11 protein-coding genes and 1 tRNA gene are annotated in these 16,149 nt (G+C 38.9%); 1 reads left to right on the forward strand and 11 read right to left on the reverse strand.

Translation table 11 applies throughout. The annotated features are described in order from the left end of the window. Positions 1-11 precede the first annotated feature (11 nt). The 7 genes from ADICYQ_RS24530 to ADICYQ_RS24560 are packed head-to-tail and all read right to left on the reverse strand — an operon-like array spanning position 12 to position 9,316. On the reverse strand, positions 12-1,043 hold the full coding sequence (locus tag ADICYQ_RS24530) for a cytochrome c oxidase subunit II (RefSeq protein WP_020888432.1): 1,032 nt from the start codon (positions 1,041-1,043) through the stop codon (positions 12-14). Positions 1,044-1,067: 24 nt separating this feature from the next. Next, the gene (locus ADICYQ_RS24535; protein WP_020888433.1) at positions 1,068-2,351 is read right to left on the reverse strand and encodes a hypothetical protein; all 1,284 of its coding nucleotides are present in this window, start codon (positions 2,349-2,351) and stop codon (positions 1,068-1,070) included. Next, positions 2,351-2,977: a c-type cytochrome gene (locus tag ADICYQ_RS24540; RefSeq protein ID WP_040418088.1), complete on the reverse strand. Its 627-nt coding sequence runs from the start codon at positions 2,975-2,977 to the stop codon at positions 2,351-2,353. Before ADICYQ_RS24540 ends, ADICYQ_RS24535 begins: the two co-directional genes overlap by 1 nt. Positions 2,978-2,991: 14 nt before the next feature. Beyond that, positions 2,992-3,522 carry a DUF3341 domain-containing protein gene (locus tag ADICYQ_RS24545; protein ID WP_020888435.1) on the reverse strand — a complete coding sequence of 177 codons (531 nt, stop codon included), beginning with the start codon at positions 3,520-3,522 and terminating at the stop codon, positions 2,992-2,994. 2 nt (positions 3,523-3,524) lie between these two features. Further along, positions 3,525-4,889: an NrfD/PsrC family molybdoenzyme membrane anchor subunit gene (gene nrfD, locus ADICYQ_RS24550; protein ID WP_020888436.1), complete on the reverse strand. Its 1,365-nt coding sequence runs from the start codon at positions 4,887-4,889 to the stop codon at positions 3,525-3,527. An 18-nt stretch (positions 4,890-4,907) separates the two neighbouring features. Beyond that, entirely contained in the window at positions 4,908-8,012 is a 3,105-nt protein-coding gene (locus tag ADICYQ_RS24555) for a TAT-variant-translocated molybdopterin oxidoreductase (protein ID WP_020888437.1), read from the reverse strand. Positions 8,013-8,044: 32 nt separating this feature from the next. Then, positions 8,045-9,316, reverse strand: coding sequence for a c-type cytochrome (locus tag ADICYQ_RS24560; RefSeq protein ID WP_040418089.1), 1,272 nt, complete (start codon positions 9,314-9,316; stop codon positions 8,045-8,047). Between the two features lie 367 nt (positions 9,317-9,683). Here ADICYQ_RS24560 and ADICYQ_RS24565 point away from each other — a divergent pair. Continuing rightward, positions 9,684-9,754: transfer RNA gene (locus ADICYQ_RS24565), tRNA-Cys, on the forward strand. A gap of 499 nt (positions 9,755-10,253) precedes the next feature. On the opposite strand, the gene ADICYQ_RS26430 is transcribed toward ADICYQ_RS24565, so the two are convergent. The 4 genes from ADICYQ_RS26430 to ADICYQ_RS24585 form a co-directional block, all read right to left on the reverse strand. Further along, on the reverse strand, positions 10,254-10,730 hold the full coding sequence (locus ADICYQ_RS26430; protein ID WP_051160354.1) for a thioredoxin family protein: 477 nt from the start codon (positions 10,728-10,730) through the stop codon (positions 10,254-10,256). After that, positions 10,730-13,027 carry a TonB-dependent receptor gene (locus ADICYQ_RS24575; protein ID WP_020888440.1) on the reverse strand — a complete coding sequence of 766 codons (2,298 nt, stop codon included), beginning with the start codon at positions 13,025-13,027 and terminating at the stop codon, positions 10,730-10,732. The genes ADICYQ_RS26430 and ADICYQ_RS24575 overlap by 1 nt, the downstream gene beginning before the upstream one ends. A 643-nt stretch (positions 13,028-13,670) precedes the next feature. Continuing rightward, the gene (gene rpsA, locus ADICYQ_RS24580) at positions 13,671-15,452 is read right to left on the reverse strand and encodes a 30S ribosomal protein S1 (protein ID WP_020888441.1); all 1,782 of its coding nucleotides are present in this window, start codon (positions 15,450-15,452) and stop codon (positions 13,671-13,673) included. A 183-nt stretch (positions 15,453-15,635) separates the two neighbouring features. Beyond that, positions 15,636-16,142 carry an HNH endonuclease gene (locus ADICYQ_RS24585; protein WP_040418128.1) on the reverse strand — a complete coding sequence of 169 codons (507 nt, stop codon included), beginning with the start codon at positions 16,140-16,142 and terminating at the stop codon, positions 15,636-15,638. Positions 16,143-16,149 lie beyond the last annotated feature (7 nt).

Consider the following 16,149-nt stretch of genomic DNA (forward strand, 5'->3'; position numbering starts at 1 on the left):
AATTCGCTAAGTTATTCTTCGTTTATATAAATCTCGGCCAATTCCTTAAGTTCTACAGGAAGGTCGGCTACAAGATCCGGATTACTCTTTATAAAAGGAGTTTGTTCTGCAAACCACTTTCTATATTCTTCAGGCTCTACAACCGTGATTACTTTTCTCATAGAAAAATGACCATTGCCACAAACCTCAGCACAAGCAATTTCAAATTCAAATTCCTCATCGCCCAACTCTGCCCTCATCTCTTCGGTCGTTTTGTTGGGTACAAACCAAAATCTTGTAGGCATGCCTGGTACAGCATCCATTTTTAATCGCATATGCGGTGCAAAAACTGAATGCAATACATCTCTTGCTCTAATATTGAACAATACAGGCTCTCCTTTAGGAATTACTACACTTTGCGAAGGGAAATCATCGAAAGCATTTTTGTCTGTAAAGTCAATCCCTCTTGAATTGGTAGCAGTAGTAAGCCTATAATCATAGTTTCCCAGTTGTTGATCAGCCCCTGGATACCTAACGTCCCATGCGAACTGATATCCCATGATCTCAACTACATGCGCATTGTCAGGCGCTGGTCCAGTGATATCAGTCCAAGCTTTCCAACCAGATATAACCAAAACGGTTAGTACTACAGCAGGTACAAGCGTCCAAAGAATCTCCAACTTATTGTTGTCAGGGTAAAATGCTGCTCTTCGTTTTTCATCGTATCGGTAGTGGTAACTAAACCAAAACAATAGGATATGGGTAAGAATGAAAATAAAACCAGTAACAGCCATGGTTATCCAAAACAACCTGTCTGTAACAATACCATGCTCTGAACCTATTGGTAACTGGTAATTGTGAAATTCTTTAACAGAATACCAAACCATCCAGCCACCAATCCCGATAAGAAACACCATGAATAAAATGGCGTTTACTTTATTACTGGTAGTAGCAATTTTTTTATCAGACCCTTTAGCGACCGAGATCAGGGTTTGAATTCTGTAGACCATCCAGATCACCATGATCAGGAGTACTACACCTATTGAAATAAGAAATCCGTACATAATTATAACTGTTTCGGAATTAAATTAAATGTGATGATGATAACTTTCCTCTAACATCGGATGGTTCTTCGGAATAAGGTTGTGTTTTGCTAAGTTAGACAATGCTACAAAAGCAAAAGCAGCCCCATAAACCAACAACATTCCTACTTCCATTAAACCAACTCCACCATTATGTCCCAAAGTACCTGGCTGAACCATCAAGAAGAAATCAACCCAGTGCCCAACAATAATGAGTGTACATACAACCTTAAGGAATATATTATGCCTTTTAGCATCCCTTGTCATAAGAACCAAAAATGGTAAGGCAAAGTTTAATATTAGGTTAACAAATATGTAAGAACCATACACATCACTGGAAAGTCTTTCAATAAAATAGACAGACTCTTCAGGAATATTGGCATAATAAATCAGTAAAAACTGAGAGAACCATATGTAAGTCCAGAAAATAGAGAAAGCAAAAACAAATTTTCCAAGATCATGGATATGATTTTGATTGACCATCTCCAGGTATCCTTGCTCTTTTAGGAATATGGTTATTAAGGTAATTACCGACAAACCAGCAACAAACCAAGAAGCAAAGACATACCAACCAAACAATGTTGAGAACCAGTGTGTATCAATAGACATTACCCAATCCCAAGCGCTTATAGAGGAAGAAACAGCAAAAAAGATCAAGAATATAGCTGACCATTTTCTTATGGTGTGCCAATAAGTTGTTCCTCCATGAAGGTCTTCTTCGTTAGAAAGGGTTCTAAGTTTGTTAAAAAAGAAAACCCAAAAGCCAAAGAACAATACCATACGAACGATATAAAATATCGGGAAGGTACCTTTTTCCATTGGCCAGTAAAAGAAACTTCCTTTTCCGTCAATTATTCTATCATAATGATCTCCTGCCTTGTCAAAAACATAGCTATGAGTCCAATGAAACAGATCATGATTGGCTATAAAGAAAGTTACCAACATTAAAACTGCAGCAATTGGAAGCCAATAACCTAAGGACAACATGACCCTAAGTAAAGCGGTAGACCAACCTGCCTGAGCAGCATATTGAATAGCGAAGAAAAACACTCCTATAATCGCAATCCCTGTGAAATACACATTATTTATCCAAAGGTTAGCATATAACCTTTGCGTCCAATGAAAACCATGCCCAGTTTCTTCTCCGTGTCCATGTCCACCAGTAGCAGCCATGATAATACCGAATACCAATAAAAGCGCACCGATACCACCAAGTATGAAAATCACTTTCTTTACCGAGGCGGTAAAATCAAATTTTTGATCCAAATTGTAGTTGCTTCCCTGTGCCATTATTGCTTCTGAATTTCTTGTTTAACATAGTGTACAATTTCCCACCTTCTGTCAGCAGTAATCTGCGAGCCGTGAGCTCCCATCCTACCTTTACCATGAGTGATAACATGGAAAATATGGCCTTCGGATAAATTTAAGTAGGCTCCACCTTTTAAATTAGCAACACCACCTATTACCATACCAGCTTTTCCATCACCTTCTCCGCCACTTCCATGACAAGGAGTACAATACTGGACAAACAACCTCTTACCATCAGCCAATACTTCATCATTAAGAGGAATTGGATTTTGAGTAGAAGCTGCACCTTCAAGGTCGGCAACTTTTAATCTGTAAGGCAAAATACCTTCTTTATTTCTTGGAACAGTATTGGCTACAGGCTCCCGCATATTCATTCTATTCGGGTTATTTGTATTGCTGTTGAAAAACTCTCCTTTTCCATCCTCTCGAGTGGATAACCATTGCCCTTCTTCTTCGTTCGTGATCTGGCTTAAGCCTTCATAAGGAACTGAATGATACATCTGAGGAGCATACTCCGTACCTGGATAATCACCCTCAGCACTGCAAGAAGCAAGCCCTAGTGATACCCCGATTACAGCTATTGAATATATTGATGATATAATTTTCATTTGCTACAGATTACTTAATCAAAACTTTTACTGTTCACCTCCGATGCCCCTGAATTTTTCAGAGCACCTTTAATTATTTCCAAATCTACAGCAGCATTATTAGCGATATCAATGGCCATAACGTGCTTGTCATCTGTACTTCTGAGATCAAAAATCTTAGGCTGTCCCCATGGTTTCAGGTTACTACTGATCATGAATACGCCTACCATTCCAAAAGCTGCTACCAAAACTGTCAATTCGAAAGTCACCGGAATAAAATCAGGAAAAGCAGCGTGGTCTTTACCACCGATTATCATTGGCCAATCGAATTTCATCATATAAAATTGCATGGTCAATGCCAAAGTAGTTCCTAACAATCCAAATAGAAATGCAGCTACTGGTAATCTACTTTTTTTGTATCCCAACTCATCTTCCAATCCGTGAACTGGGTATGGGGAAAACACCTCATGTATTTTAATTCCTGCAGCTCTTACTTCTCTGACAGCATTCTTAAGAATGTCCTCATCATCAAAGATCCCCAGGATAAAGTTTTTATCTCTTTCCATGATTATTTAGTTGTTTTTTCAGATGAAGATTTTAATACAGCTTTGATCTCTGCCATGTTGATCACTGGGAAGAATTTGGCAAACAACAAGAAACAGGTGAAGAAAAATCCGAAAGTGAATAGGTATATTCCAACGTCTGTAATGGTTGGATAAAACATTACCCATGAAGAAGGAAGGTAATCTCTGTGCAAAGAGGTTACGATAATAACAAACCTTTCAAACCACATCCCAATATTCACCACTATAGATAATATAAAAGTAGCTACAATTGAGGTTCTGATTTTTTTGAACCAGAACAATTGTGGGGAAATCACATTACAGGTCATCATAGACCAGTATGCCCACCAGTAAGGTCCGAACATCCTGTTAATAAATGCATATTGTTCTGCTTCTACACCGGAATACCAAGCGATAAAGAATTCAGTGATATAAGCAATACCTACAATAGAACCAGTGACGATGATTACAATATTCATCAGTTCAATATGGCCCATTGTAATGTAGTCTTCAAGCTTAAATACCTTTCTGGTGACAATCATCAAGGACAACACCATGGCAAACCCTGAGAAAATGGCACCTGCCACAAAATAAGGAGGGAAGATAGTAGTGTGCCATCCAGGTATTACTGAAGTAGCAAAGTCAAAGGATACAATTGTGTGTACAGAAAGTACTAAGGGAGTTGCAAGTCCTGCAAGGATAAGTGAAACACTCTCATACCTCATCCAGGTCTTAGCACCACCATCCCATCCAAAACTCAATGCACCATATATGGTATTTCTAATTCCTGTAGCTCTATCTCTAATAGTAGCAAAATCAGGAATCAAACCGATATACCAAAATACAAGGGATACAGAGAAGTAAGTTGAGATCGCGAATACATCCCATAGTAGTGGAGAGTTAAAATTCACCCACAGTGATCCATATGTATTTGGCAATGGAAGCGCCCAAATGGCTCCAATCCACGGCCTTCCCATATGTATCAATGGAAAGATTGCAGCACAAATAACGGCAAAGATCGTCATGGCTTCCGCTGCTCTGTTAATGGATGTTCTCCATTTTTGTCTAAAGAGCAACAATACGGCCGATATAAGTGTACCTGCGTGACCAATACCTACCCACCACACAAAGTTGGTGATGTCCCAGGCCCAGCCTACAGTTTTATTAAGTCCCCACATTCCTATTCCTTCCCAAAGGGTAGCAACCAGTGCCAAGCTGCCTATTAAAAGAACAGTCAACGAAACTGCCAATCCAATCAGCCAACTTTTGGTTGGCTTACCTTCTACATGCCTGGCAATATCATTGGTGACGTCCTTGTAAGTCTTACCGCCGGTAATAAGCGGATCGCGTACGGGTGAAGTAACCTGCATATCTTATTATTTTGTTTTTTAAGCTTCGTTTTTGTCCTTATTTCTGATTTTGGTAAAATACCAAACATTAGGGCTGACATTGATTTCCTCTAATACATGGTACGCCCTTTCTTCATTTACCTCCTTGATAGCGTCCGTACTGTTTTCTTCAATTTTCAACATTTTTGACACTTTAGATTGAGGATCATTCATGTCTCCAAAAACAAGCGCTTCAGTAGGACAAGATACTGCACAAGCAACATTTATATCACCATCCTTCACTTTCCTGTTTTCACGTTTTGCAGTCAGTTTCCCAGCCTGAATTCGTTGAACACACATGGAGCATTTTTCCATTACACCCCTCGCTCTTACCGTCACATCAGGATTAAGTACCATTTTACCCAAATCATCGTTTTGAGCGGTATTTACTCCTGCAAAATCCTTATTGTCATGGTATTTAAACCAGTTAAATCTTCTTACTTTATAAGGACAGTTGTTGGCACAATACCTAGTACCGATACAACGGTTATAAGTCATTTGATTTAGTCCTTCAGAACTATGCGTAGTAGCAACTACCGGACACACAGTCTCACAAGGTGCATTGTTACAATGCTGACACATCATCGGTTGGAAAACAACCTCAGGATTGTCCGCTGCTTCTTCTAATTCCGTAGTGGAAGAAGCTTCTGCAGGTGAACTGTAGTACCTGTCAATTCTTATCCAGGCCATTTCTCTCCTGTTAAGAACTTCCTGCTTACCTACAACGGCTACGTTATTTTCTACCTGACATGCAACTGTACAAGCTGAACATCCTATACAGGAGTTCATGTCTATTGCTAATCCCCAATGGTGTTGGCTGTATTTATGACCAGACCAAAGTGAGATTTTACTTGGCTTGACAAATTCGCCGTCTTTATATATTTCTGGGTGGTACCTTCCAGCACTAGCATCCTCTTGGTATTCACCTAAAGTAGCTTCTTGAACAACAAAACTCCTTCCCATGTAGGTCTGGTGCGTTTGTGTCTGTGCTATTTTGTAAGATTCATCCGTAAGGCTTACACTTACACCTTCAGTTATATCGTAATCAACAAATCCTTTAGAAGCGTTCAATAAAGCATAGGCATTAAAACCTACTCCATCAGCTACTCTTCCAGCTGCTGTTCTACCATAGCCTAATGCAAGACCAAAGGTTCCGTCAGCTTGTCCTGGTTGAACCAAAACTGGCACAGTGAAAGTTTGACCATTGACAGAAACATTTGCCAATTTAGTGCCTCCTTCATACATCTTCAGATCATTAGCATTGGCCCACTTTTGAGATACCGTAAGGTAATTGTCCCAAGTAGCTTTTGATATTGGATCCGGCATTTCCTGTAACCAAGGGTTGTTGGCAAAGGCACCTGAGCCTATACCTACTTTGGTATAAACAATAAGTTCTGTACCTGAACCCTGCGCCTGATAGGATTTGCCTATTGCTGAAGCAGAAGCATTGATGTCACCAGTTACTGCAAGAGCAGCAGTGGTTTCGCTGTCTTCTGAAGTATTGGCCATTTCATAGATCCCATCATATAGACATTTATCCCAGAAGGACTGAAAATCGCCTTCTAATCCTTGGAAAGCAAAAGTAGCTTCCCAGTCTTCGCGAAGAAAATCATAATATGAAGTATTGTTTCCTGCCCACTTTAAAAAGCTTTCAGTTGCCTGACGGGTATTAAACAATGGAGAGATTACTGGCTGAGCCAAACTATAAACTCCTTTTTTAGGATTAAAATCATTCCAAGATTCAAGGAAGTGATGATCCGGAGCAAGATATTGTACAAATGAAGCCGTCTCATCTTTCACTTCGGAAGTGGAAACAGAAACCTTAGCTTTACTTATAGCAGCAGCAATTTCTTGCCCTCCACCGAAGTCATAAACTGGATTGCAATTGTAAAAAATTACAGCTCCAACTTTTCCAGCATTCAATTCAGTGACGAATTGCTTCATCCTGTTGTCATCTCCTTTACGGAAATATACTGGCGTTTGAAAGTCTACTGTACTTCCATTATTTCCTAGAAGCTCATTGATTGCGTGAATCACCACTTGAACATTTGGATCATTTGATCCAGATACGACAAGAGATGCGCCTTTATTGGCCCACAATTCGTTAGCAGCTTTTGCTAAATGATTTATTTCTAAACTAGCACCCGAAACAGTACTTGCACCAGCTTTTTTTGCAATCAGGTTGTACAAAGACAACACAGCAAGGCCACTTTGGGACGCTGTAATTGGTGTACGATAGTCAGCATTAGATCCTGTAAGAGAAAGTGTAGACTCAAACTGGAAATGCCTTGACATATTACGGTTTTCCTTAGAAATCTTCCTTCCCTGAGCATATTGTCTCGCGAATTCAATCGGAGAAATCCATGAACCTAAAAAATCAGCTCCAAAGCTGACAATTATTTTAGCCTCATCGAAATGATAAGAAGGAAGAATACTGCTTCCATAATAGGTCTCACTCGCTTTGGTGATACCATAGTTGGAGATAGGATCATAAGTAATGAGTTCAACATTACCCATTTGATCAGCAAATGCTCTTATCGCCCTGTTTGTACCAGGAGATAAAATGGTATTACTGATTATTTTAATTGCTCCAGCGCTTTTAAGCTTTCCAGAAAGTTCACTATCCAATGCAGCCCATTCAACAGCATTGCCTCCAATTTGAGGGGCTTTTAATCTTGCATCGTCATAAAGTGACAATACTGATCCTTCCACGATAGCATTTGTTCCACCCTTAGTAATCGGTGACAATTTATTACCATCGATTTTTATAGGCCTACCTTCTCTGGTTTTAACCACAATAGAAGCGTAGTCCCCACCTTTTGAAAAGGTAGATGCGTAATAATTGGGAACAGAAGGATTGATATCAACAGGTTTGTTGACATAAGGAATGGCTTTTCTTACCGGAGCCTCACAAGCTGCCAGTGAAGCCGCAGCCACACTGAAACCCATCATTTTTAGAAAGTCCCTTCTAGTGGAACTTCCATCTTCCTTTTGATTACTTTTTGAGGTAAAGCCAGGAAATTCCTGATCAGCATTTTTAACAAACTCGGGATCGTTTGTCAACTGCTCTAACCCTTTCCAATATGTCTTTTTATTTTCTTTCATTTTATATTAAAGAAAAGAATGTTCGTAAAGATTTAATAGTGACACTTTGCACATTCCAAACCACCAATGTCTTTGACTTTCAAAGCATCGTTAGAGGATTCTGAATGCAATTGCACGAGTTTGTCATAATACTCATTGCCCTGTGTGTCGATTTCAGTATTTCTATGACAATCAATACACCAACCCATGGTTAATGCACTGTATTGAGAAACTACTTCCATTTCCTCGACAGGTCCATGACAAGTTTGGCATTCAACACCACCTACAACAACGTGCTGAGAGTGATTAAAATAAGCCAAATCAGGAAGGTTATGCACCCTTACCCATTCTATAGGTTTATTATTATCTACTGCATCGTATATTTTTGCTATCTCAGGAGAAATGCCATCTTTGCCTTCCACATTTTGAATGTGCATGTGACAGTTCATACATATGTTAGCGGAAGGAATGTTTGCAGACTTTCCGATTTCTACACCTGTATGACAGTATTGACAAGGGATTTCATACTGACCTGCATGAAGCTCATGTGAATAAGCAATTGGTTGGCTTGGCGCATATCCTTGCTGAACACCTACTGTATACAAGCCATTAATGGCTGTCTTTACAACAAATGCAAGCACGATAGCCGTGACAATAATGATCATGCCGTCACTTTTAAAGATGCCTTTATAATCTGTTTTTTGGTTGATAAAAGCTTTATCGTCCTCATCCAGATCATCATTCTTGTTCATGTATTTTGTCAATACTGAAACGATAAGTCCCAATACAACCAATACTAGAACCAGCACGATTACAAGTACTACAAGAATTATGGTCAGGTATTCGTTAGGAATTCCTCCTCCCGAACTAGCTGCTTCTCCACCTTCAGCTCCAGCCGCTGCTGCCGCTGCTGCTGGGTCGACTTTGTCCCCGAACTCAATGTATGAAAGCAAATTCGTTAGGTCGCCGTCACTTAAAAAATCATGCGCAGGCATGACCGTGTTATTGAATTCTTTAAAAAGAGCTACTGCATCAGCATCTCCTCCTTGAACCAATACTTGTGAGTTGGTAATAAATTGTTTTATCCAAGCCAACTCCCTCCTATCAGTAACTCCCCTAAGGGCAGGACCGATCAATTTCTGATCGAGTCTATGGCAGGTTTTACAGTTGGCATTAAAAATGGACTGACCCGCGGATATAGCTTCTTCGCTATCCGGAACTTCAGGGTCCACCGCATATGCCTGAATCCCTGAAAATAGGAATATCAAGACCATCAGATGGCATACGCGAATTGAAACCCCTAATAATGAGCGTTTGATCGACATAGTTATGTGTACTTTTTTCAGATTTTCTCAGTGCAATACAAATTCCCCACAAATGTACCACCCAACTTCTATTTTTCAAACTTGAAGAGCATAGAACAATTTTGGAGAACAAAAACTAAATATAGTATTTAATTCGTTGTTTTACAGTTGGTTGAATAGGTATACCTGAAGCATTTTTTAATTTAGAACAGTTATAAATAAGTTGATTTTTAAATAATTTAAAAAATAATCTCGTCCACACCAATTAACATTTCGTTTCAGAGTGATTTTAACTCCAGCATTTGGTGAAAAACTCCTGATATTTTTTAGCGGTAACGTTTGAAAAGCCAACATTAAATGCCTAAATTTGCGCTTCGATAAATAAAAAGGTCGAGTGGCCGAGTGGCTAGGCAGAGGTCTGCAAAACCTTGTACAGCGGTTCGAATCCGCTCTCGACCTCAAAAGGCATCCCGTTCAGGGATGCCTTTTTTTGTGCCTACTTTTTTGGAATTGGTTATGCCTAATTCTATTACCAGAAATACCACATTGTATCCAAATTGATTGAAAAAGTTGCCTTTTGAGAACCATAAGGATAGGTCAGGACAATCTCATCCCCAAAATCTGGGTAAAATTTAAACCGGTTTTATTCAAGTAAATCTTAACTTTTCTCCTATTAAAGGTCTCAGTAAAAGGGCTTAAATTAACAAAAAACACAGGGCTATCAATTTAAAAAAGCCTTCCCAGAAATCACCAAATCAAACAAAACAGCATTGAAAAATTAGTTAAACCTGTATGGAAAACAATAGGTTTGGCCATGCCATCCTAAGCAATAACACAGAATTGCAACAAAAATAATTTTAAAATTTTCAAACAAATTCTCTTTTTCAAACTACCCTATCGACTAAGCTATTTCATACCTTACAGTATAATTTATTTCAGTTTTCGCCCCCCAAAAAACCTAAGGCATACCATTTTCAATTTCTTGGATGAACCTTTTCAAGTCTTTTTCACGTTGAAACCCCTGAAATCTTTGGAAGGTTTGAGTACTTGGGAAATAAAACACTGTAGTAGGAAACAATAGCTTTCCATGTTCCATTCCCAGCATTCTAGCCAAAGGATGAAAATCCCCAACAGAAGCAGGATCATAGTCCCGCCCCATAAAAGTCAGTGTTCTCTCGTCTTCAGCATCAATTTTTAGGCAGTAGAATTTTTCTGTAAGTAAATCAATAACCTCCTGGTCTTTAAAGGTTATGTTTTCCTGCATCTTGCAGTATTTACACCAATCCGTGTGAATAAAAACCATTAATGGCTTAGGGTTAGCCCTTAAGCTATCCCCAAGATGCTCCATTGAGGTCCATGGCAAAGTTTGGCCATGGGATATCTCAGCACAAGATGCCATCACTAATACAGTCCATATGATTATAAGCCACTTCATCAATCAATCGTAAACCTAACTCCTAGAAAGGCTCTTCTCCCTTGATTCGGCGCGTACACATAAGATGGATCAAATGTAAGTGCTGTAGGATTTTCAGGGGTTGGAACTACCTGCCCACCTCCATCAAAAACCACATTTCTATCAAAAGGATCAAAGGCTCTTGCTATACTGTTCGCAGCCGGCGTAAAGTTCAAAAGGTTCTTCACGCCACCATACACTTCCCATTTTGAAGTCAAGCGTTTGCTAAGCTGCACATTCTGCAAGCTGTACCAAGGTGAGTACCCAGGTCTATCATCAAGTGCCCCCAAAAGAGGCAATCTCATAGGGCCATAAAGGTTACCTGTATAATCTACTGTTAACGCTATGGAAGGAATGGTATAACCAATACTCCATACGCCACTAAACCGCTCAGTAAGTAACTGCCTGTAGGTTACGTCATTTTCCGTTACTGACACATCCATCAGCGTACCTCCTGCAATAATGTTTAAGCCATTTACCCAAGACATTTCTACATTGAGTGAAGCGCCCTTTGATACAGCATGTCCATCAAGGTTACCATAAATAATCTTATTTGGATCCGTTTCGTAATCAGGTAAAATAGCATTGTTAAAATAAGTATAAAAAGCAGATCCGTCAAGACTTATGAAAACCTGGCTAGAAGTATAAATTTTCTTAACTATATTCAAGTTGGCATTCCATGAAGTTTCTGGAGCAAGCTCCCCATCAAATACCACTTCCCTGGCACCAGTAAGGGCCGCATGGTCTTCGGTGAATACATTGGCTACCCGGTATCCATTCCCGACGCTCATCCGAACTACATTGTTTCTATTATCAGAGGTCCATTTATAATTTATCCTTGGAGAAAAGATGCTTCCATGTAGACTATTGTAATCATACCGCATACCCATTAATATTTTATGGTTATCGTTGAAAGTAATTTCATCCTGTAAAAAAGCACCAGGAAGATGCGTGATTGATGGTTCATTCAGGTTATTTGCATCGGTAGTGGCTGGTGTATTGTCGTCATAAAAAGTGTACCTATACGCCATCCCAAACAATAAATCATGTTCCTTCAGGGGTTTGTTCCAAGTCAGCTGACCAAAACCAATGTACTGATCTGCAATATAAGGTGAGTCCCCATAAACGGAATTTTGACTATGTCCGTTTGTGCTAAACTGAAAATTAATCAGCTCATCTACAGGCAGTTGATATACCCCAAACATTTCCCATCGGTTGGTATAAATACTTTCTGCATAAATCTCATCTCCACCTCGGTACTCAGAAGTCCAATCCATCTCACCACCCCACCTATCTTCATAAACATAACGTCCTGCTACAGAGAAATCTTTCCCGGATTTTCTATCAAAATTAAATTTGTTGAAAATAGAAATTCTATTTTGAAGCGTCACATCGGTAAAGCCATCTCCATTCTTATCGATTGGGTTCTGATAGTTAAAATAATTTATCCCCAAAAGGCCTTGGGTTTTTTCGGTTAGATTATAACGTAAACCCAAATCAGTATTGACATCACCCCAGTCGGTACTGAACACATCTGCTGACACCAATGGGGCGGAAGCTGGTTTTTTAGTGATGATATTGATAAGCCCACCAACTGCCTCGGAACCATACAAGGTTGAAGCCGGTCCTTTCACAATCTCTATCCGCTCGATAAGTGCTTGAGGAATCCCTGTCAATCCATACACAGATGACAAGCCACTCACAATCGGCATCCCATCAATCAAAACCATAGTATAAGGGCCTTCAAGACCATTGATGTGAATGTCTCCCGTGTTACAAACATTACAATTTATTTGAGGACGGACTCCATTTACATTCTGAAGAGACTCGAAGACAGAAGGTGTAGGATTGGACCGAAAGAAATTGGCTGAGTAAACTTCTACAGGCACTGGGCTATCCAATTTTGAAACCTCTTTCATAGTCCCCGATACTACTACTTCTCCAAGTGATGCTGCAGATTCACTTAAAACAAAATTATAGCTTGGTGACAAATTAGCCCCTGTAACCTCAATTTTGGTTTGTTGCATTTCAAATCCTATCAGGGAAGCTGTCAAGGAATGTGTACCCAATGGGACATTTTGAATGACAAAAGAGCCATTTTCATCTGTAACACCACCCAAAGAAATTTTTCGAATACCTACATTGGCGAATTCCAATGGAGCACCACTTTCATCTATAACTTTTCCGGTAATTACACCTTTCTGTTGCGCCTCCACTTGTTGATAAGTTAGGGCAACTAACAGCGAAAATAAGAATGTGGTGTATTTTATTAGTTTCATATTTATAATTTTAATATCCTTACAAAAGTAATAAGTTAGCCTTATCTAACAAATATTTTTGACGTTTATTTAATTATTATTTTACGACTCTAAAACATTAAACCCGACAATAGCTTATGTAAGCAGAAGCACCATTAAACTAGCAAAAGGAAATAAGTAGGAAGTTTGTTGCTGAGAAACCCAATAAAAATAGTGTCTCAATTAACTGGTTTTAAAATAAAATGCATCAATTTATCAAGGACAAATGATAGCTAAACCCCACGCAGAAATCCCATTAGGAGAGGTCTATTCATCCCTGAAATCATTTAAAAATTAGCCAATCATTACTCGCTTACATAAGCATACAAAGGGATTGGGCAATATTAAAAACAAAACCCAATGGTATAAGCAATAAAAAAAGATAGGCTTGAGAAGGCATTCTTTAATTTTTGGCAACAATCCTGCAACATTCGCGATCTAAGCGCTTTGAACAACCATGCTTAAAATTATTTCAAATTTAGCTTCAAAAGCAAATAGAAATTGCAATGGTTATTGGTTAGCCCTTCCCCAATATGGGCTATAAAAAAAACTTCCAATAAGACATAAAAAAAGCACTAACCTTGGGTAAGGTTAGTGCTTTCGGTATTATATAAATAAGGGTGAATTATTTCTTACCCTGATCCATTTTTTCTTTCAATGCAGACAGTGCATCCAAATCTCCTAGTGTAGATTTTTCAGCTCCAGCTCCACTATCCGTGCTAGTTGCAGCTTTCTTCTTAGGACTAGCTTTCTTAGCAGCACCTGGTTTAGGCATTGCTTCTTCTTTGAAAGTAGCAGTATGAGAAAGTACAATACGCTTGTCATCTTTAGAGAATTCAATCACAGTGAAATCAAGGCTTTCACCTGCTTCTGCTTGACTTCCGTCCTCTTTCTCAAGATTTTTGGTAGTTGCAAATCCTTCAAGACCGTAAGGTAATTCAAGGACAGCTCCTTTATCATTTTTAGAGATGATAGCACATTTGTGCTTAGATCCGATTGGGAACACATTTTCGAAAGTATCCCAAGGATTTTCTTCCAATTGTTTGTGTCCAAGAGCCAATCTTCTGCTATCAAGATCCAATTCTAAAACGATAACATCAAGTTCGTCACTTACCTTCACAAATTCTGAAGGATGTTTGATCTTTTTAGTCCAAGACAAATCAGATACGTGAACCAAACCATCTATACCTTCTTCAAGCTCTAAGAATAGACCGAAGTTGGTAAGGTTTCTAACAATACCTTTATGTTTGGTACCGATAGCATATTTGGTAGACATTTCAGCCTTAGTCCAAGGATCTTCAGTAAGTTGCTTGATACCAAGAGACATCTTGCGCTCGTCTTTGTCAAGTGTAAGGATTACAGCTTCGATCTCATCACTAACTTTCACGAAGTCAGCTGGGTTTCTTAAGTGCTGTGACCATGACATTTCAGAAACGTGAATCAAACCTTCTACACCTGGTGCTAATTCAAGGAATGCACCGTAGTCAGCTACGTTTACAATTTTACCTGTAACTTTTGATCCAACTTCCAAAGTAGCAGATAAAGAATCCCAAGGATGAGCAGTCAATTGCTTCATACCCAAAGAAATTCTTTTCTTATCATCATCAAAATCAAGTACTACTATCTGAACTTTGTCGTCAAGGTTAAGTACTTCTTCTGGATGATTAATACGACCCCAAGAGATGTCTGTAATGTGAAGTAAACCATCTACACCACCCAAATCGATGAATACACCGAAGTTGGTCATGTTTTTGATAATACCTTCAAGTACTTGACCTTTTTCAAGGTTGTTAAGGATTTCAGCTTTTTGTTTCTCAAGATCTTTCTCGATCAAGACTTTATGTGAAACTACAACGTTATCGTTTGCGTGATTAATCTTAACCACTTTCACTTCCATCTTTTTACCTACATAGATATCAAAATCTCTGATAGGTTTAACATCGATTTGAGATCCTGGTAAGAAAGCTTCTACACCATAAATATCAACGATCAGTCCACCTTTGGTTCTTCTCTTAACTAAACCTTCGATAACATTGTCTTGTTCCAATGCTTCTTCAATGGTCTGCCAAGCTTTAACCATCTTGGCTTTCTTACGGGAAAGTACTAACTGTCCCAAGGAATTTTCCTGCTCTTCGATGAATAATTCAACTTCATCGCCGATTTTCAACCCCTCTATATCACGGAATTCGTTCAGTGGAACAAGTCCGTCTGATTTGAAACCAATGTTGATGATTACATCTTTATCATTAATACCTACTACAGTACCTGTGATAACTTCTTTTTCTGTAATCTCAGTAAGGGTATTGTCGTAAAGGTTTTCCATCTCAGCTCTCTCAGCTTTGGTGTAACCTTCTCCGAAACCCTTGGTCTCAAATTTTTCCCAATTAAAATCTTCTTGATTTGACATAATTAATAGATAACCCTGATTTTCAACAGCCTTAGGGTCGTCTGGCTGAGGTTTTTATAAATGATATCCTTTTGTTAAAAGGCCCATCCACTCGAATGGATTGCAAATTTACGAATAATTTTAGGATTAGAAACTGTAAGCCAACAAAAGATCAAGATATTCAACCTATTTGGGCACTTTAGATCATACCTGCTTTGTAGCAAGGAAAGGAATCCATTCTTCAGCATGGCGCTCAGCATATTCTGCCAGGAAATAAGATAAATTGGGCTTAAAAGGATAGGTCTTTAAAGCCATGCCTGCCTCTTCCGGGGTTTTATTCCCTTTGATTGTATTGCAACGATGGCAAGCAGTAATCAGGTTATTCCAGGATGTCTTGCCACCCTTGGACTTTGGAATGACATGATCTAAGGTCAGATCTTTACTCGATCCACAATATTGACAGGTGTGATCATCCCGTTTAAAAAGATTGTTTCGATTCAATAAAACCCCCTTATGCGGTATGTTCTTATAATCATCGAGTCGAATAACGGCGGGGTAATCAAACACCTTATCTACAGTTCTTATTTGAAGGTCCTCATACTGAACCAATGCAGTGGCTTTGTCAAGATAAGTAAGAACAAATGCTTTATATACATTTACGACCCCAATGGGAGAATGATCCAGGTTCAATACAAGTACTTTTTTTTCCAAATATTCC

Source organism: Cyclobacterium qasimii M12-11B, from assembly GCF_000427295.1.
GTDB classification, from domain to species: Bacteria; Bacteroidota; Bacteroidia; order Cytophagales; family Cyclobacteriaceae; genus Cyclobacterium; species Cyclobacterium qasimii.